This is a genomic window from Streptomyces angustmyceticus (assembly GCF_019933235.1).
In the GTDB taxonomy this organism is placed as follows: Bacteria; Actinomycetota; Actinomycetes; order Streptomycetales; family Streptomycetaceae; genus Streptomyces; species Streptomyces angustmyceticus.
The window spans coordinates 1,088,890-1,107,961 of sequence record NZ_CP082945.1 but is presented as its reverse complement, the minus strand read 5'-3'; the positions used below and the strand labels follow the sequence as shown (position 1 = coordinate 1,107,961).

General features: G+C 65.8%; 12 protein-coding genes and 1 pseudogene. 12 read left to right on the top strand and 1 reads right to left on the bottom strand.

Features of this window, described 5'->3' with window-relative positions:
* Positions 1 to 1,431: 1,431 nt before the first annotated feature.
* Positions 1,432 to 2,633 (bottom strand): annotated as a pseudogene (locus tag K7396_RS05355) (transposase).
* 336 nt (positions 2,634 to 2,969) lie between these two features.
* Here K7396_RS05355 and K7396_RS05350 point away from each other — a divergent pair.
* The 12 genes from K7396_RS05350 to K7396_RS05295 all read left to right on the top strand — a co-directional run bounded on the left by K7396_RS05350 (position 2,970) and on the right by K7396_RS05295 (position 19,072).
* Positions 2,970 to 4,112, top strand: coding sequence for a ParB/RepB/Spo0J family partition protein (locus K7396_RS05350; protein ID WP_208629140.1), 1,143 nt, complete (start codon positions 2,970 to 2,972; stop codon positions 4,110 to 4,112).
* 141 nt (positions 4,113 to 4,253) lie between these two features.
* Entirely contained in the window at positions 4,254 to 4,856 is a 603-nt protein-coding gene (locus tag K7396_RS05345) for a hypothetical protein (protein ID WP_086719646.1), read from the top strand.
* A 323-nt stretch (positions 4,857 to 5,179) separates the two neighbouring features.
* Positions 5,180 to 6,160 carry a 3-oxoacyl-ACP synthase III family protein gene (locus K7396_RS05340; RefSeq protein WP_158101160.1) on the top strand — a complete coding sequence of 327 codons (981 nt, stop codon included), beginning with the start codon at positions 5,180 to 5,182 and terminating at the stop codon, positions 6,158 to 6,160.
* Positions 6,161 to 6,163: 3 nt separating this feature from the next.
* The gene (locus tag K7396_RS05335) at positions 6,164 to 6,397 is read left to right on the top strand and encodes a hypothetical protein (RefSeq protein ID WP_086719648.1); all 234 of its coding nucleotides are present in this window, start codon (positions 6,164 to 6,166) and stop codon (positions 6,395 to 6,397) included.
* Between the two features lie 10 nt (positions 6,398 to 6,407).
* A complete protein-coding gene (locus K7396_RS05330) occupies positions 6,408 to 7,037 on the top strand; it encodes a GNAT family N-acetyltransferase (protein ID WP_223659667.1) in 630 nt (209 codons plus the stop codon).
* Complete coding sequence (locus tag K7396_RS05325) at positions 7,037 to 7,795, top strand: SDR family NAD(P)-dependent oxidoreductase (protein ID WP_158101162.1); 759 nt, start codon at positions 7,037 to 7,039, stop codon at positions 7,793 to 7,795. The genes K7396_RS05330 and K7396_RS05325 overlap by 1 nt, the downstream gene beginning before the upstream one ends.
* A 38-nt stretch (positions 7,796 to 7,833) precedes the next feature.
* On the top strand, positions 7,834 to 8,703 hold the full coding sequence (locus K7396_RS05320) for an ACP S-malonyltransferase (protein WP_143589176.1): 870 nt from the start codon (positions 7,834 to 7,836) through the stop codon (positions 8,701 to 8,703).
* A complete protein-coding gene (locus K7396_RS05315; protein ID WP_143589177.1) occupies positions 8,693 to 9,601 on the top strand; it encodes a hypothetical protein in 909 nt (302 codons plus the stop codon). Before K7396_RS05320 ends, K7396_RS05315 begins: the two co-directional genes overlap by 11 nt.
* Before the next feature lie 80 nt (positions 9,602 to 9,681).
* On the top strand, positions 9,682 to 10,764 hold the full coding sequence (locus tag K7396_RS05310) for a glycine amidinotransferase (RefSeq protein ID WP_373866973.1): 1,083 nt from the start codon (positions 9,682 to 9,684) through the stop codon (positions 10,762 to 10,764).
* A 51-nt stretch (positions 10,765 to 10,815) separates the two neighbouring features.
* Positions 10,816 to 17,997, top strand: a complete 7,182-nt coding sequence (locus tag K7396_RS05305; protein ID WP_086719653.1) for a type I polyketide synthase — start codon at positions 10,816 to 10,818, stop codon at positions 17,995 to 17,997.
* Positions 17,994 to 18,806, top strand: a complete 813-nt coding sequence (locus tag K7396_RS05300; protein WP_086719654.1) for a thioesterase II family protein — start codon at positions 17,994 to 17,996, stop codon at positions 18,804 to 18,806. The genes K7396_RS05305 and K7396_RS05300 overlap by 4 nt, the downstream gene beginning before the upstream one ends.
* Positions 18,791 to 19,072, top strand: a complete 282-nt coding sequence (locus tag K7396_RS05295; protein WP_086719655.1) for a DUF202 domain-containing protein — start codon at positions 18,791 to 18,793, stop codon at positions 19,070 to 19,072. The genes K7396_RS05300 and K7396_RS05295 overlap by 16 nt, the downstream gene beginning before the upstream one ends.

The window sequence follows — 19,072 nt, the reverse complement described above, 5'->3', positions numbered from 1 at the left end:
CGCGGGCTATCTCACTTGCACCCTGGCTGACAGACTCTTCGGCCATGGCGAACGGCGGACTGTGGGTCGGCATTCTCACCGTGCTAACCGCGCTCGGAGCCAGCCACATCACCGCGCGGGCGGCCTTGCGCGCAGCGCTGGCCCAAGCCCGAACAATCACAGGGGGCCTGTCGCTCGCTCACTCGCCCCTCCGCTCTCCGCACAACGTGCCGTCGGCCCAAGGAACACGCCGCTGTCATCTCCGTAATCAGCGACCGCACACAGCGCGCACATCTCAATCAGCAGCCAGGGCGCCCCGGAGAGCCGGGCGGCTACTCCTCCGAAGCCACTGAAGGCAAGAACCCATAAGCCACACCCGGCCCTCCCGGTTCGCCTAACAACTTACGGAGAGCCCATGGCAGAGAAGGAAACGGAGATCCGTGCCGTAGCGCAGCTCGCTGACCACGTGCATTGGGTACGGGAGTGGCCCGACAAGCCAACCTGGCGCGACCGGCTCCGCCGATGGGCGTACCCCGAGTTCTACCGATTCGACCGGACCGCCACCCCGCCGAGACCCTGGGCCGACCGGCCAGCCGGGGCCTATGAGCGGACAGGTTGGCGCATCCGAGCGGCATACTTCGGATCCGACCTGGCTTTCGAGGTCGAGTACGTAGTCTGCGATCTGTGCGAAATCGGCTGGGTGGAATCGCCTCACTCCTATGAGGGCTACACGCGCTGCCGCCTCGCCTCAGCCGCTCTCCGCTCTCTGCGCCGCTACTATCCCGGAGTCCAGTGGCACACGGGGGGCGGGCACTTCCGCGAGTCCGAGCCCTTCTGGGATTCCGTTAGCGTGGACGTTCCCGGCGGCTACGCCCAGCAGGAAAGGTGTCATCACGTGGAACCGTGGCGAGCGCAGTGAACGTGAGCGCGACCTCGCGCCAAGGCGTAGAAGGGGCTTCTGATGAAGCAGTCTGGTGACGCGGTCTGCACCACAAGTGCACCAGAGCGAGCGGGGAACAGCGGGGAATCACGGTGAAAGCAGCAGCGTCCGATGAGGCCGTGAGCCAGCCGTTCGCCCAGATCAGCGCCCAAACCAGCCGCAAATGATCGCAGCTTCCGCCCGCGATCTCGACCGCCTCCGCACCATCCCCGGCTTGCTTCCTGCCCTCCAGAAAGCTGGCCGCGTCAACGCCGCTCCGCTATCCCCTCATCGCCATTGCTGCCGCCCTGACCCACCTCACCAAACACCTCAGCTGACCGCACCGTGGCGCACCGAAGCCACCCCCGGCTGCGCCACTACCCTGCTCAACGGGACACCCACGGCTCGCGATCGGCAGACCATGACGCTCGACATCAAAAGCATCCACACACTCCTGCGCAACGGCGTCCGTGACCGCGTCTACCCGGGTGCTGTGTGGGCCGTCGGCGAGTCGGGATGGGGGTTCTTGCTGGTCAGCCGGGGCTCGGGAGGGCTTGCAGTCGCTCGAGCGCTGCGGTGATGAGCTGGGTCCAGGGCCAGTGGCGGGCCAGTCGGAGCCAGCAGCGGCGTCCGGTTATGACGAGCTGGGCGGCGGCGGAGAACAGTCGCAGGCGCAGGCGTTTGGGTTCCCAGCGCCGGACAGGTCCGTCCAGGGCGAGCATGGGCATCCAGGCCAGCAGCTCCAGGGTGAACTGGACGGTCTCCAGCCAGACGCGGTTCTGTGCGGCGTCGTGCAGAGGCAGGTTCCGCAGGCCGGTGTCACGGGCGGCGCGGATGCGGTCCTCAGCCCTGGCCCGCTGACGATGCCGCAGCTCCAGGGCCGGGATCGGGATGCCGGTGGTGTTCGTCGCGAAGCACGTGATGCGCATGACGTCGGCGTCGGTGATCCGCAAGGAGGACAGCCCGGTGGATCGCCTCGGTGATCACCATCCCGACCGAGTAGGACAGCCACCGTCCCCGCGCGGTCAGCCCGTTCAGGAACTCATGGGTGCCACCCGAGGAGTCGGTGCGGATCAGCGTCCGTCGTCCGCGACGGTGCTGCTTCGGCAGCTGGGACAGCGCCTGCCGAGCGGCGGCGATGTGGTCGCTCGCCATGTTGCTGCCCGCGTTGCCCGGTAGCAGCAGGTCCGCAACCGGCCCCCCGGAGCCTTCGCAGCTGTGATCGAGGAACGGGAACAGCGGGTGATGGCCAAAGGTCCTCTTCCACGTCGCAGCGGCGTCCTGTTTCTCGGAGTGCGCCAGGACCAGCACACCGTCGATGTCCACGACCACCTCGCCGCTCGCGTACTTCGACCCGCGCTCTCCGGACGGCGGCCAGTGCTCGGGAGCCAGCGGCGGCGAGCGTGTCGATGAGGCGGGAGACGGTCGGGTCGGAGGCGACTGGCCCGAACAGCTCGGGCTCGGCCCGCAGCATCGCAACGTCAGACAGGCAGTCCCCGCCCAGCGCGACCGCCAGGGCCAGATCGAGCAGGATTTTGCCGGAATCATGCACCGCCCGGGGCTTGCGCCACGGCTCCAGGGCCGCCGAGAGCGCGGCATCCAGACCGGTCCGCCGGACCGTCTCCACCAGCAGTACCCCGCCGGCCTGTGAGACCAACCCGCTGCCGCCACCCGACCCCCGCACATCCGAGGGCGGCTCGACCGTAACCTCCGAGGCGAGTTCTTCCACCACCATGCTGTACCGCACAACACACCCCGCGATCGACAAGACCAGCACGGTGCGTGGAACTAAATGCGGCCCGTTGGGTCCTGTGAATAGCTGCGGACTCTCTCAGTCCCACAACGACCCCGCTGTTTGCTGGGCCCGGCTGCTCTTGAGTGTGAAGGGGGTGGTGTATAAGGCGTGTCTCGTCTCGAGTACCACGATCTCGGCTATTGAGACGGTTCCACAGCCTTTGAACCCGGCAACGGCCTATGCGACTTGGGCGCACGCCCGAGCTGGCCGATAACCGATCTTGCGCTGTCCACTGTCACCCTGTTTGGCTGATCATGACCAAAGTTTGATTGATCCATGATCAAACTGGCCGTAAGGGCCGCGAATGCGAAAACAGTTATGACGCCAGGCGATCACGCGATGACAGGGGGGGCCTGCTCTGCGGACGCCTGGCGCAAGGGGGATGCCATGAATCGTGATGCCGGCTCCGACGTGCTCAAAGTGGCCGATGAGGTAGACCAAGAGGTCGTATCCCTGGCCATCGACTCACTGAGGTTGGACAGTTCACCTCGAGTGGTCGGTGTGAACTCCGACCATGTACAGCTGCTGGCGGACACGGGTAGCGTCCCTCCGCCAATCATCGTGCACCGCCTGACGATGCGGGTAATCGACGGTGTGCACCGCGTGCGGGCGGCGCAACTCCTCGGGCTGCAGGAGATTGCAGCGCGGTTCTACGATGGCGAGGAGAGTGACGCGTTCGTCCTGGCCGTCACCCTGAATGCCGCGCACGGCCTGCCGCTTTCGCTCGCCGATCGCACCGCCGCCGCGGCCCGCATCGTCAGCACACATCCGCACTGGTCGGACCGTCGGATCGCCACCGTTACTGGCCTGTCCGGCGCGACGGTGGGGGCGGTCCGAGGCCGGGCGAGTGATCAAAATGCGCAGTCGAACGCTCGCGTAGGAAGGGACGGCCGAGCCCGTCCGGTGAGCACCGTCGAAGGCCGTATGCGTGCCAGCAAACTGCTCACCAACCGCCCGGAACTCTCACTTAGGGAGATCGCCAAGCTTGCTGGAGTGGCGCCTTCGACGGTCCGTGATGTGAGGCAACGGCTGGCGCAAGGCGAGAATCCTGTACCGCTGAGGCAGCGCGCGGCTGTGGCAGCGGAGGGGCGAAAGGGTTCCGGTGAACAGCGGCCGTCCGGCGCCCTCGCCTCGACAGTAAGTCGACGAGATTCCGCGATGGACCGCGCGAGTGCGCTGCAGCGGTTGCGCAATGACCCGTCTCTCCGGTTCAACGAGGCGGGGCGCGCCCTGCTTCGCTGGCTAGATCAGCATCCAATGGAACAGACCGGACTGGGGCGCATCGTCGATTATGTGCCGGCCCACTGGGCGGGTTCGGTGGCGGAACTCATCCGTGGGAATGCCGAGGCGTGGACGGAGTTTGCGCTGGAGCTGGAGCAGCGCGCCGCTGCCATGGACAAAGAAACCAGGACGGGCTGAGAACCGCTGTTCGAGTCGGAGTCCAAGAGCTTTGACGGCTCACCCTGACTGGCATAGGTTCATTAACGAATTCGACGGGGAAGTGCCAAAGAGGCGCGCAAAGCAATCTGTTCGGGGGCCAGAGTGAGTCATCGCAAAGACGTGGACTTCGAGTTCATTCCGGTGCTCACTGAGGGGGATGAGAGACTTCTTGACGAAGCGCTCTCTCAACTGTTCTCCTACGTTTCAACGGACGGGCCGGTCTGGCGAACTGCCGCACAGCGTCAGCGCATCGTGAGGGATGAGCGAAAATCTCACGTCGTGGTCCGCAGTTCCGGTTGTACAGTCGGCGCGATCAGCTGGTCGCCAGGCCAGACCCCCGGATTCTTCCGGCTGAGCGTATCCTCCAGCGATGACAAGGCGTGGACGATTCAGCTGATTGAGGAGTCGATACGGAAGGCAGTTTCCCTGCTGACCCGCTCGTCCGAAGTGAAACGAGTGGAGTTGCTGGTTCCCACATACAGTGAAGTACTCGTCGAATACCTCACGGAGCGCGATTATTTCGAGGTCGAGGGTGTTCTCCGGAATCGTTTCTTCATCGATGGAGGATACTGGCCAGCGGTAATCTGCTGTGCGAACCTTGCGGCGTTTCTCGCCGGGGACCGGCGTGAGCCGGGTGACCGTCAAGAGCTGCTCGCCGCTCTGCGGGAAAAGACGCTGGAGGATCTGACCGCTGCGCACGACGGTACGTCGTGGCGTACGTGAACACCGATTCTCGCGTCACCGCCAGAAACCATCGTCGGCAACGGCGATGTTCCTAACGGATCAACACCCCGAGAGGAGGAACAACCATGGACCTCACCAATGTGATCGACCTTCAGGGCACCGAGATCATCGCCGACGGCGTCGAGCTCCCTGTCAGCAGCAACAGCGACGGTTGCTGACACGGTAGTGCGGGCCGGCTGCCCGCAGAAAATTTCTCTCAGGCAGCCGGCCCGCCGGTTTCCCGACCCGTTCCGTTTGGTCAACACACGTGAGAAGGGACCACTGTGCCCAAGTGGGGACTCGCCCCAGTCAGTCTGCGAAGCGTGGGTCTGGCTCTGCCTGACCGGGTGGTTTCGAACGCTGAGCTGTGCGAGACGCTGGACACCACCCCGGAGTGGATCGAAGAGAAGACCGGAATTCTGGAGCGTCGCTTCCTCGGTGCCGACGAGACCATCACCGAACTGGCCATTCAGGCCGGGGAGAAGGCTGTTCACCACGCGGGAATCGAAGCGCGCGACATTGACGTGCTCGTCGTCGCGAGCAGTACGCCCGAATGGATCATGCCGTCCCTGGGGGTCATTGTCGCGGAGCGGCTCGGCATCGAGACGCCACGCATCGTGGACATGACCCAGCACGCCTGCGCTTCGGCCGTCTACGCCATCCACACCGCCTCCTGCCTGCTGCAGGAGCCAGGCTTGCAGAACGCCTTGGTGGTGTGTGCCGAGGGCGCCTCTCGGGTATCCGATCCGCGCGACCGCACAGTCCGGATCTTCTTCGGTGATGCGGCGGGAGCCACGGTGCTGACCAGGACGGAAGGCTCGGGCGGCCTTCTCAGCTACGACCTGGGCAACGCTTATTCGCCTGCCGTCGCCCTGGCGGGGCCGTCCCAGCTGAACCACGCGCGCGATACGCCGGGCCATGAAGGCCCCAGCCCCTACCTCCAAATGGACGGCCGTGTGGTGTGGCAGGAAGCCACCACCCGCCTGCCTAAGTCCGTCAGCGAGGCGCTGGCAGCTGCCGGCGTCGAGGCATCCGAGGTCAACGGCTTCGCCTTCCACCAAGCCAACGTCCGGCTCTTGCAGTACATCGTCCGCACCATGGGCGTGGACTACGAGAAGGTGCCCATCACGGCTGACGTCCTCGGCAACACCGGTGCGGCATCACCGATGACTGCGCTGTGGCGCCTCGCGGCCGACGGGCGGGCCAAAGCGGGCGACGTGATCGTACTCGGAGCCATCGGAGCAGGATTTCTGTGGGGCTCGCTGTGTTTTCAACTGCCGAATGATGTTAAAGCCGAGGAGTGACTCATGGATGAACTACACAAAGCGTTCTTGGAGCTTTTCGGGGAGAGGTTCGGTGGCGAGGTTCCGGACGATCACTCCGTAGTCTTCGGCCCGGACAACAAATATGGCCTGGAATCGATGGACACAATGCGGTTCGCCTCGGCGCTTATGCCGCACTTCGGCGACAAGGTGTACGACCTGAAGGTCGAGGACTTCAGCACGCTGCGAAGCGTCCACGATCAGCTACAACACGTATAGCGAACACCTTGTGAAGGGTCTGTTGTGTCGCATCGTGCCTTTCTCGGAGGAATCTCTCGGAGCTGTGGCGAAATGGCTGAGTGCAACAGAGTGTGAGACTCTGCTGCGTGGTACGTCGAGTCGGCTAGTCCGTGAATCTCAATACGCCTCGCTGGAGAACGATCACAATCGTGCGGCCTTGATTGCGGACTCCCATGGCACCGTCATCGGGCTGGTGCACTTCTGGCGGCTGAGTGAAGGGGTGTTCGAGATCGGGGGCGCCGTCGGTGATGAGAAACTGTGGCGCACTGGTATCGGCCTGGAGGCGGCGATGCTCCTGATCGACTACCTCTTCGAGGTTATGAACTGCCAGCGTGTCCAGTTCACGACAGGAGTCCACAACGACGCCACAGTCAAACTGGGGCTAGCCGATGGCATGTCATTTGAAGCGGTATGCCGGGACTACTTGCAGACACCTCATGGCACCGTCTCGGCACTGAAGTCGTCGCTCACTCGGGACGAGTACTACCAGCCTTACCAACATTATCAACCCCGCGTAGGGCGGCGCTGTGACAGTGACCGTCTGGTGATGCTCAAGGAATCTTTGGCACGACGCATCGACATATGCGCTATCGCGGATCATCTGAGCGGAGAACAGTGATGAGCGAAACGCACTCGCCGGTCTACCGGAACGTCTTGGTTATCGGCGGTACAGGGGGCCTGGGCCAGGCGGTGGCACTCGAGTTCGCGCAGCTCGCGCAAACGGTCCACCTGACGTACCACGGCCGTCGAGCCGCGGCGGAGAAGATCGGTGCGGCGGTCGCCGAGCGCGGCGGGACGGCCGAGGTCCACCAGCTCACCCTGCCCGACCCGGACACACGGGGCACGGGCATCCGCAAGCTGCTCACGCGGGTCACCCCTTGCGACGTCGTCGTGAACTGCGCCGTGGCCGGCAACCCAGCTGTGGCGACCGTGTCCAATGCCGAAGAGTTCAAGTCGGTCATCGACGCCAACGTCTTCGGGGCCTATCAGGTCAACTCGATCAGCGCGCAGGCCATGGCAGGCTCCGGCGGCGGCACCGTGGTGAACGTGTCGTCGGTCATCACCAGGCGCTACATCGTAGGCGCGGTCGGATACGTCTCCAGCAAGGCGGCGCTCGAGGCAATGACGCGCGGTTTCGCCCGTGAGTGGGGTGGGGCCGGAGTGCGCTTCAACACGGTCTCCCCGGGCCCGATCCGCGACACCCGGCTTCTGTCCATGGTTCCTGCACAAGTGATCGACGGAATGATGGCCCCAGGTCTTGAGGAGCGGTTGGTGTCGGCGCAGCAGGTTGCCTCGGTGATCCGGGCCGTTGCCGGGGCCGACTTTGCGGCCATGAACGGTGAAGTGGTCGTCGTTGATGAAGGGTTCTCGCTGTGAGTGTGACCGGCGCATACATCTTTCCCTCTCAGGTGCACGTGGACGACGAGATACGTCGGCGCGGTCTGTCGAAGTCGATGAATGTCATGCTTGACCTGGCGAGTGACACCCTGGCGATGGACTTCAGGTCCATCCTCAGAAATGGCACCGAGGAAGAGGTCAACGACCCTCGGTTTAGGCGCCCGCTGATAAACCTCATGGGAGTTGCCGGATACCAACAGGATCTGCGCAGCCGGGACATACAGCCAGTCTGTGTGACCGGGATGAGCCTGGGGTTCCTCTCGGCCGCCGCGGCCGTCGGCTGGGTGTCCCTGGAGGACATGGTGCGCACGTCGCACCTGATGGCCTCCATCGAAACCGAGGTTTTCGCCGACACCGACTACGTTAGTGTCTTCTTCTACAACTGTGACCCTCTCAAGGTGTTCGAAGAGCTGCGCGCCCAGGGCCTGGACTCACTGCTCCACCTTGCTGCCACGGTGTCGTGCAACCAGTTCCTCGGAGCCTGCAGACTCTCGGACATCGACGCGATGAAGCCCGCGCTGATAAAGGCAGGCGCCTTCTACAAGGCGATTCCCTACAGTTTCCCGGGACACTGTGCTCTGATGGAGACCGTACGCAAGCGCTTCGCCGACGAGTGGGAGTTCCGTGCCCCGCACGGCAACACGGCCATCCCCCTGGTCAGCATCAACGATTGCCGCCCGTATACCAGCGGTGAGACCATCCGGCAGCATGTGATCGACCAGTTCACAACGGTCCTCGACTGGCGTGGAGTGATCCGCTATCTGACGAGTCTCCAGCTGGACACCTACATCGTGCTGGAGCCTTCGGCCTTCGTGGTGAAGTCGTTGACCCTTGATCCGGAGTACGAACTGACTCCTGTCACGGGTGGCGTCACCGGTGACCTCTGACCGAGCCCTCGTCGTGCCAGGGCTGCTCCCGCTGACCGAGGCCGAACTGAAAGCCACCCTCTGCGTATCGGACGAACACCTCCAACGAGCCGCGCGGGTCTGCCACTTCGACCCGGCCGAGGTTGACCCTGCAGGCGGCAGCACCGGGCTGCTCTCCACTGTGCATGAGGCGCTGCTGGCCGTCAGCCTGATCAGGCGTCTGGCAGACGAACCCGCGAGCTGGCGGGCGTACGGCGGGCTCAGCGCCGGATGTCTGACCGCCCTGCTCTTCGCCGGGGTGATCACCGAGGAGACGTGCTTTCAGCTGATCTGGGAGACCAACACCCGGCAGATCGCTGCCAACGAGGCTCGCCGTAGCGGAACGTTTCTCGCCGTGCTGCCCTCGTCGGAGGGGGACGCATACCGGCTCGTCGACGCGCTTCGCGCATTCGACGCGCAGCCGTGGCTCTCTGTCGACCTCGGGGCCGGAGTGATCGCCATCAGCGTCACCAGCACCGACGGCGACGCGATGCGGCAGGTCCTGGGCAGGTTCGGCGTCGCTGTCCTGGACGTCTTCGAGCGGGCCGAGCACTGCCCCTATGCCGCCCCCGGAAAATCGGCCTTCGAGGACATCCTGGCCGGCGTCGAGTTCCGGCCTGCGACCGCGGCCGTCATCTCCCCGTGCACCGGCAAGCGGGTGGGTGACTCCCCGGAGGCGTATCGGTACATGCTCATGGAGCAGTGGTTCGACACGGCGAGCCTGCCCCTCCTGGTCGACGGCCTGTGCGCTGTCGACCAGGTCACCGCCGTAGATCTGGTCGGGCCGGCCAAGTCGGTCGTCGTGACCCGCGTGCGCGACCTGCTCAACGGCCGGGCGGATCACCGACACCTGGCCGTCCCGGGCCTTGTCGCGAACTGACAACGGAAGGACTGCACATGCGGATGGCTGCGGATACGCCTGTGGTGAATGCGTGGAACGAATGGGACACCCTGCGCGAGATGGTTGTTGGCTCTGCGGCGGGCGCGGCCTTCGAACCGGTCGAGCCCGGCAACAGGCCGCAGATCCGCGGCCGGGCCACAGCGCCGTTCCCAACCGGGCGCAAGACGGCCGAGGCAGTAGCCCGCGCTGAGGTGGAACTCGACGGCCTGGCCGCTCTCTTGGAGGCCCAGGGGGTGACGGTGCGCCGCCCCACGTTGCACGACTTCTCCCAGCCGCTGCGGACCCCCCACTTCGAGGTGGAGAACCAGTATTGCGCGGTGTGCCCGCGTGATGTGATGATCACGCTCGGCAACGAGATGGTCGAGGCGACCATGTCGCGCCGGGCCCGCTATTTCGAGTACGAGCCGTACCGGAAGCTCGTGTACGAGTACTGGGAGGCGGACCCCCGGGTGTCGTGGACCGTCGCACCCAAGCCGACCATGGCCGACGACATGTACCGGCAGGACTTCTGGGAATGGCCGCTCGAAGAGCGCCACGCCCGGATGCACGCGTCGGAGTTCTGCATCACCCAGAACGAGATCGTCTTCGACGCCGCGGACATGAGCCGCCTCGGGCGCGACATCCTGGTGCAGGAGTCCATGACCACCAACCGCGCCGGAATCCGCTGGCTCAAGCGGACCCTGGAGCCCAAGGGGTTCCGGGTCCACCCGGTCCACTTCCCGCTGGACTACTTCCCCTCTCACATTGACTGCACCTTCATCCCTCTGCGGCCCGGCCTGATCCTCACCAACCCGGACCGGCCCCTTCGTGACGATGAGCTGCCGATGTTCATCAAGGACGGCTGGAAGCTGATCGAAGCTCCTGAGCCGGTGCTTTCCAACGACGAGATGCCCGCCTACTGCCAGTCGTCCAAGTGGCTCTCCATGAACGTACTGAGCATCTCCCCGGACAAGGTCATCTGTGAGGAGCAGGAGAAGCCCCTGCAGGACCTCCTTTCCAGCCTCAGCTTCGAGGTCCTCACGGTCCCCTTCCGCAACGTCTTCGAATACGGCGGTTCCCTGCACTGCGCTACCTGGGACATCCGCCGGGACGGAGCCAAGGAGGACTACTTCCCCTCCGTCTCGTACCAGCCTGTGGACTGACGACAGCCAGACGTACGCACCGGGCCGCACGAAGAAGCACGAAGAGGAACCATGCCGAACCAACTGAACGAGGTCCCATCGACCAGGGTGCACGCCCTGGTCGCACGGCACGGCCAGGGACCGCACGCTGATACCGCCGCCGTCGTCCATGGCACCCGCCAGGTCAGCTACCGCCAACTCGACGAGATGACGGAGCGGGTGACCGCCGCGGTGCGGCGTGCGGGCGTACGGCACGGCGATTTCGTCGGGGTACGCATGGCACGCGGCCCCGAAGCCATGGCGGCCATGCTCGGAGTCATGCGGGCGGGCGCCGCCTATGTGCCGATTGATCTGGCTGATCCGGCCGAGCGGACCCACCACGTGATCGACACGGCTGGCATCTCTTTGGTCGTCACCGACCGCACAGCCCTGCCAGCCGGCCTGCCCACCGCAGTCCTCGCCCTCGATGAGCACTGCCGTCCGCTGTCGGGTGCGGCCCACGTGGCTGTCGAGCCCGGACCGAATGACGTCGAAGGGGACATGCCTGATGCCCCCGCGTACGCGATCTTCACTTCCGGCTCCACCGGGGTACCCAAGGGCGCCGTGATGACCCACGCAGCCCTGCTCAACCTCCTTCACTGGCACAACCGCACCCGTCCGGACAGCTGCGGGAGGCGCACCGCCCAGATCTGCGCCGTGAGTTTCGACTTCTCCTTCCACGAGATCTTCTCCACACTCTGCTTCGGGGGCACGCTTGTCGTCGCCGACGACGAGGTCCGGCGTAACCCGTTCGCCCTCGTCGAGTTCCTCCGTGAGGAGCGCATCGAGCGCCTCTTTCTGCCGGTCACCCTGCTGGAACACGTCGCACGGGCGGCTGCGGAGGCACCTGAGAGACTACGGCTGCGCGAGGTCGTCACGACTGGCGAGCAGCTGCGGATCGGCCCCCACATCCGGGAGTTCTTCTCCTGTACAGACGCGCGCCTGCATAACCACTACGGCGCGACCGAGTTCCAGGACGCCACCTCCCACACTCTGGACGGCAATCCCGCCAACTGGCCTACGATCGCCCCGATCGGGCAGCCCATCGACGGAGTACGGGTCCACATCCTCAGCCAGGATCTTCAGGAAGTGCCCGAAGGCGCGGAGGGCGAACTCTGTGTCGCGGGCGCCGGGGTGTCGCCTGGCTACCTCGGCAGACCCGATCTGACCGCTCAGAAGTTTGTCGATGATCCATTCGGCGACGGCCGGCTCTACCGGACCGGGGACTTGGCCCGGCGTCTGCCGGACGGCACGGTGGAACTCCTCGGCCGGATCGACACCCAGGTCAAGGCCCATGGCGTACGCATCGAGGCAGGCGAGATCGAGACGCTGCTGCTGGGGCATCCTGGTGTCGAGGAGGCGGTGGTCCTCGCCCACGAGATCGACGGACATCGCCGCCTCGTCGCCCATATCGTCCCCGGCCGGTCACTGGAGCCCGAGAGCGCCGCACGTGTGCTGCACGCGTTCCTCGTCCCGAAGCTGCCCCCGCTCATGCTCCCTGAGGCGTACAGCCTGCTGCCTGCACTGCCCCTTACCACGAGCGGCAAGACCGACCGAGCGCGGTTGCTGCCGCCTGTCACCTTCGAGCGGCTGTCGATCCGGACGGCGGCTGCGGCCAGGACCGACATCGAGCAGCTCCTCGCCGATGTGTGGCGCGGTGTGCTGCGGCTTGACGACATATCTGTTGACGACCGGTTCTTCGACCTCGGCGGCACTTCGCTGATGCTGGTCGTGGTGCGGGCGGAGCTCGCCCGCAGACTGGGCCGCGACGTATCGATGACAGACCTGCTGCGTCATCCGACGATCAGGGCCTACGCGGCCCACCTCGATCGGAATACCCACGCGCTGGGTGAGAGCATGCCGGAGATCGTCCCGCCGCCCGTCCGCCGCCGCCGTAGCGTCGCCGGGGACATCGCGATCATTGGGATGGCGGGACGCTTCCCCGGCGCCCGCGACATCGAGACTTTCTGGAACAACCTCCTTCAGGGCGTGGAGTCGGCAGGCGCGCTGCCCGGCACCGGCGAGGGGCAGCGCGACCAGAGCATCGCCACACACCCCGACTTCGTGCATGCGGGCGCGGTACTGCCGGACATCGACCAGTTTGACGCGTCGTTCTTCGGCATGGGAGCGAGGGAGGCTGAACTCCTCGACCCGCAGCAGCGGTTGCTCTTGGAGTGCGCCTGGGAGGCACTGGAGGACGCAGGGCACGCTCCTGGCGATGACCGGGACGGGCGGGTCGGCGTCTTCGCCGGCGCCGGGATGAGCACGTACCTGCTCAACAATCTGCTCCCGCACTTTGGCTATGGGCAGGCCAAGGCCCTGACCGAGTCCGACCTGGAACAGTTCCAGCTCCAGCTCGGCAACGACGGCGGCTATCTCGCCACCAGGGTGTCGTATGCCCTGGACCTGCGCGGTCCGAGCATGGGCGTCCAGACTGCGTGCTCGACATCCCTGGTCGCAGTCCACCAGGCCTGCCGGAGCCTGCTGGAAGGGGACAGTGACCTCGCGCTGGCTGGCGGGGCGCACATCGTGGTGCCGCAGGAGGCCGGCTATCTCTACGAAGAGGGCATGATCATGTCCGCCGACGGCCATACCAGGACCTTCGACGCCAACGGGACCGGAACCCTCTTCGGCAATGGCTGCGGCATCGTGGTACTGAAACGGCTCGACGAGGCGGTCGAGGACAACGACCGGATCATCGCCGTCATCAAGGGCTCGGCCGTCAACAACGACGGGGCTGACAAGGCCAGCTTCACCGCTCCCAGTCCGGCGCGCCAGGCCGAGGTCGTCCGCGAGGCGCTGGAGGCTGCCGGGGTCGATCCTTTGGACGTGGGCTACGTCGAGGCACACGGCACAGGCACCGCCCTGGGCGACCCGATCGAACTGACCGCTCTCACCGAGGCGTTCGGATCCCGACCGGAAGGCGCGGGCACCTGCGCCATCGGCTCGGTAAAGACCAACATCGGACACCTGGACGAGGCTGCCGGAATCGCCGGCCTCATCAAGACGGCGCTGTGCATCGAGCGCGGCATGCTCGTACCCAACCTGCATTTCTCCGAGCCCAATCCCGAGATCGACTTCCACCGCTCCCCCTTCCGGGTCAGCACCGGCACCGCGCCTTGGACCACCGATGGACGTCCGCGCACAGCTGGTGTCACCTCGCTCGGCGTGGGCGGCACGAACGCCCATGTGGTGCTCCAGGAAGCACCTCCGCGGGCCGCGATCACTTCAGAGCCGACACGCCAGCCCTCTGCGGAGCAGGACATGCAGGTCCTCGCGCTGAGTGCCCGCAACGAACAGGCACTGGTCGACCTCACCCGCCGTTATGCCGACTTCCTCGGCTCACCCTCGGACACCGCCCGCTTCGCCGACGTCTGTTTCACAGCCGCCACTGGCCGCCGCCACTTCCCGCATCGCCGCGCCGTGATCGCTGCGACCGCCGGAGAGGCCCGGAAGAAGCTGCTGGAAATGCCCAGCGGCAGTGTGGCCGCTGCGCCCGGCCGGGTTGCGTTCCTGTTTCCCGGCCAGGGTTCCCAGTACGCGGGCATGGGCCGCGAGCTGTACCAGCGGCAGCCAGTGTTCAAGGCCATCTTGGACCAGTGCGACGAACTGCTCAGAGCGCGCTTTGGCCTTCCCTTGCTGCCCGTGCTCTTCCCCGTGCCGGGAGAGCCGTCCCCCATCGACGAGACGAGCTACGCCCAGCCCGCGCTGTTCGCCTTTGAGTACGCCCTGGCGAAGCTGTGGGAGTCGTGGGGCGTACGGCCCGACGTAATGCTCGGACACAGCCTCGGAGAGTACGTCGCGGCATGCCTCGCCGGAGTGTTCTCCCTGGAGGACGCGCTGACACTGGTCCACGTACGTAGCCGGCTCATGCGGGAACTGACCGAGGCGGGAACGATGGTTGCCGTCGACGCCGATGAGGCGACCGTCGCCCCGATGCTCCGCCCAAACACATCCGTTGCAGCGGTCAACAGTCCTACATCTACGGTGGTTTCGGGTCGCTCCAGCGAGATCGAGGACATCTGCGCCCAGCTGACCGCCCAGGGCATACGGCACCGCAAGCTGGAGATATCTGTTGCCTGCCACTCGCCCCTGATGCAGCCGATTCTCGCCGAGTTCGCAGCTGCCGCCCGGACCGTCACCTACCATGAGCCCCGCATCGAGATCATTTCCACGGTGAGCGGCAAGGTCATCGGTCCAGAGCTCGCCCACTGGCGTTATTGGGTCGAACAGTCGACCCGGCCCGTACGCTTCCACGATGCGGCCGCGACCCTGCACGGGCTCGGCGCTGGTTCCCTGCTGGAGATCTCCCCGAAGCCGACACTGCTGCAGCTCCTCGATGAGCTCTTCGACGAGCGCGGTACGGCACTCGTCCCCAGCACGCGGCCAGACCACCAGTGGGCCCAGCTCCTCGACGCAGTCCGCTGCCTCTACGAGGGGGGCATCGACCTCGACTGGCACGCGGTCACCGGAGACCGGGACCGGCGACGGGTCTCCCTTCCCACCTATCCGTGGCAGCGTGAGCGGTACTGGATCGCCGCTCCGGGCCCGGCGACAGCAACCGCCGCCTCGCACACCGCCCCGCTCCTGGGAAGACGGCTCGACCTTGCGGATGAGGGCGGCGTACGGTTCGACTCTGTTGCCAGCGTGACCACACTGTCATGGCTGCACGACCACCGGGTCTTCGATTCTGTCGTACTGCCCGGCGTCGCCTACCAGGAGATCGCGTTCGCCGCCGCCCGCGAGGTATTCGGGCCGGTCCCCGCCGAGCTGCGGGACTTCCACATCCACCACGCTATGGCCTTCCCGGATGAGAAGGCCGTGCGCCAGACCCAGGTCGCCCTCAAGCCGGAGGAGGACGGGGCCTACACCTTCGAGGTCCACTCCCGCCCCCTGGCCACGGGCGAAGGAGCCCAGCGTGCCCACGGCTGGACGCTGCACGCCTCCGGCAGCCTGGCGGTGGCCGCTCCCGGCGCTACTCGGGCGTACGGGCCCGAACGGCTAGACGCGGAGCGGAACGCACTCGGCGGCCATGAACTGCGCCCAGAAGAGATCTACAAGCGCGAGCAGGAGCGGCAGATCGACCTCGGTCCGCTGTTCCACGTCACCGACCAGCTCTGGCAGTGCGGCCCGAACGCCCTGTCGAAGGTACGCCTCGGCCCGGAACTGCGCCCCGAGGCGTCTCGCCATCGGGTCCATCCTGTCCTGCTGGAGGCGTGCTTCCTCGCACTCACCGTCACATACCCGGAAAAGCTGGGCCGCAGGACGTATGTACCGCTCGGTGTGGATCGCATCCACATCGAGAGCAGCTCCGCGGGAACTGAAGCCTGGTGCCATGCACGGCTGCGTCCCACCGCCGAGGAGGACCCGGAGGTCCTCCGAGCTGACATCGACCTGATCGCGCCGGACGGGACGCTGATCCTGACCATGGACGGCGTACTGCTCAAGCGCGCCGATCGAGAGGCGATGATCCCGGCACGACGCGAGAGCTGGCGGGACTGGCTCTACTCAACCCGTTGGACCCCCACCGCGCTGCCGGAACCGGCCTCCGTCTCCGCCAACCGCTGGCTGGTCATCGCCGACGGCCAACTGGGCGAGGAGGCGGCCGCCTTCGCCCGCTTACATGGAGTTACCTGCGATGTCATGGACGACGCAAGGGCAGGAGTGGACCTCGCGGCGTACAACCTGGTCGTCCTGTGCCGCACCCCCCAATTGGACACGGACGATGCGGGTGCCGGCGCCGTGGCGGAAGGCGGACAGCTGCTCCGGCTCACTCAGCGGCTTGCCGCGCTCGACGCGGCCGCGCCCCGGCTCTGCCTGGTCTCCCATGGCGCCCAGCCCGTCGCGAGCCGCCCCGTCACCTGGCCTACGGGTGCCGGACTGTGGGGCCTGGGCCGGGTGACGGCCGCGGAACACCCGGAGCTGCGCATCACCCAGATTGACCTCGATCCCCGCACCGACAGTCAGAGCCGGGCTGCCCTGCTGTACGCGGAACTCGCCCTGCTCAGTGCCACGATGGAGCAGCCCGAACACCACCAGGTCGGCTACGACGGCCACCGCAGGCACGTGGAGATGCTCGGCCGCGTGGAACTGGCCGACGCCCCGGGTGCCGCAGCACCGATGCGGCACCCGGCACGCCCCGACGCCACGTACCTGATCACCGGCGGACTCGGCGGGCTCGGTCTGGAGGCGGCACGGATGCTGTGCGACGCCGGGGCGCGCCATCTGGTTCTGCTCGGCCGGACCCCGCCGGGCGAGGTCGCACGTCGCCTGATCGAGCAACTGCGCGCCGACGGCGCCACCGTGGAGGCGTTCACATCCGACGTTGCGGACTACGACGCGCTGTCAGGGGTGTTCGCGCGCATCGACGCCGATCCGGCGTTCCCCCCGCTGGGCGGGGTGCTGCACTTGGCCGGCGTACTGGACGACGGGGTCCTGTTGCTGCAGTCGCCGGAGCGGTTCGCACGGGTCATGGCACCCAAGGCACAAGGGGCGTGGCATCTGCACACCCTGACGGCCGACCGCCCGCTGGACTTCTTTGTCCTGTTCTCCTCGGTGTCGTCGCTGCTCGGCACACCTGGCCAGGCTACGTACGCGGCGGCGAACGCGTTCCTCGACGGCCTGGCCTCCTACCGGCGTGGCCTTGGATTGCCTGGGCTCGCGATCCAGTGGGGATCCTGGGGGGAGACCGGCATGAGCGCCCGGGCAGGGCTGAACGCCGCCCTCGTCAGCAGGGGCGAGCATGTCATTCCGACCCTCGACGGCCTGGCCGTCCTCATGAGATTGCTCTCCACCGGGGGCCCTGATCCCGTCCTCGCCGTACTGCCAGCTGACTGGAACCGGTATGAGGATCGCAATGCACCCGCACTGCGTGGCCTCTTGGCCGACATGCCGGGCGGCAAGCACACCGACGCCCGGGAAAGCCTGCGGGCTGTACTCGACGAGTCGCCGCTGGAGACCCGCAGAGACCTGTTGCTCTCCCACGTACGGGAACAGGTGGGGCGCGTGCTTGGAGGTACCACAACCGATCTTTCGGACGAGCATGATCTCTTCGCCCGTGGCCTGGATTCACTCAGGGCCATCGAGCTGAGAAGCCGAATGCAGCGGACTCTCGAATGCAGGATGCCGCAGTCAATAGTGTTCGACAACCCAACCGTCGCCGCCCTGTCAGTGCGTCTGTTTGAAATGATGAGCAGCGGAAGGGGTGTGCGGTGACGAAACTGGTATGCCTCCATCACGCGGGCGGCAACACCTCCGTATTCCGTCAGTGGGCCCAGTACGCACCGCCCGGTCTGGAATTGATGCCGGTCGCTCTGCCAACCAGTTCGAACTCGGGCCGCAGCAGGCTCCATCGCAGTACTGAGGAGCTGATTCCGGCGCTCGCCGCCGATCTGGAGCGGGACGTAGGTGACGATTTCGTGTTGTTCGGAAAGAGTATGGGCGGGCTCCTTGCCTACCTCCTTACCCGGCACTTCGAGCAGCACAGCGCGCGGCGTCCGAAAGTCCTGGCGATTGCCGCGTTCGGTGCGCCCCATGTGCCGTGGGGCGACTTCGCGGCCGGGCACGACGACGACGCGCTGATGACTCGCCTACACGCCATCGGAGGCATCCCCGACTGGCTGATCCAGCATCCATCCTGGGTGCGGCCGTTTCTCGGCCTGATGCGGGATGACGCACGCATGTGCGCCGAGTACCGCCATATACCGCAGGAACTCCCACTGTCCGTTCCGGTCAGAGTCTTCGCCGGCGACCGCGATCCTCTGGTCCCCAGAGATGCGTTCGACAGATGGGGGGAAGTCGGAGAGGACGTGAAGGTGACGTTTCTGCGCGGCGGTCACTATCTGGTGTCAGAGGATTTCGGCCTGCTCAGACAGGCGATTTTCAGCCTCGCGCTGCATGGTCGACCGCCTGCATGTAGCATTCCAACCGTCAAATCATCAGCTGCGCAACCGGGTTCGAGTTCAATCTCGCCTTCGGTTGCGGCGGACCAAGGAAGGGTCGACCAATCATGCCGACAGTTGTGAAGAGAGTTTTCGGGGTTGCCCTGATCGTGGCGGGTGTGGTGCTCGTCGCTTTCTTTCCTGATATCGAATTCTTATGGTTCAAGGGTAGGCCCTTCGGTTTTGTGCTGACCGTGTTGGGGGTCCTTGATCTGCTGGAGAGTTTTCGGCGCACTAAACCGCGAGGAATTGTTGAGGAATTGCGCGGCGACTTCGGTCTGGAGTCCTCGGGAGGCCGGAAGCGGGACGAGGAGGAAGGCAAACGGGACCGGGATTCGCGCGACGGCTGA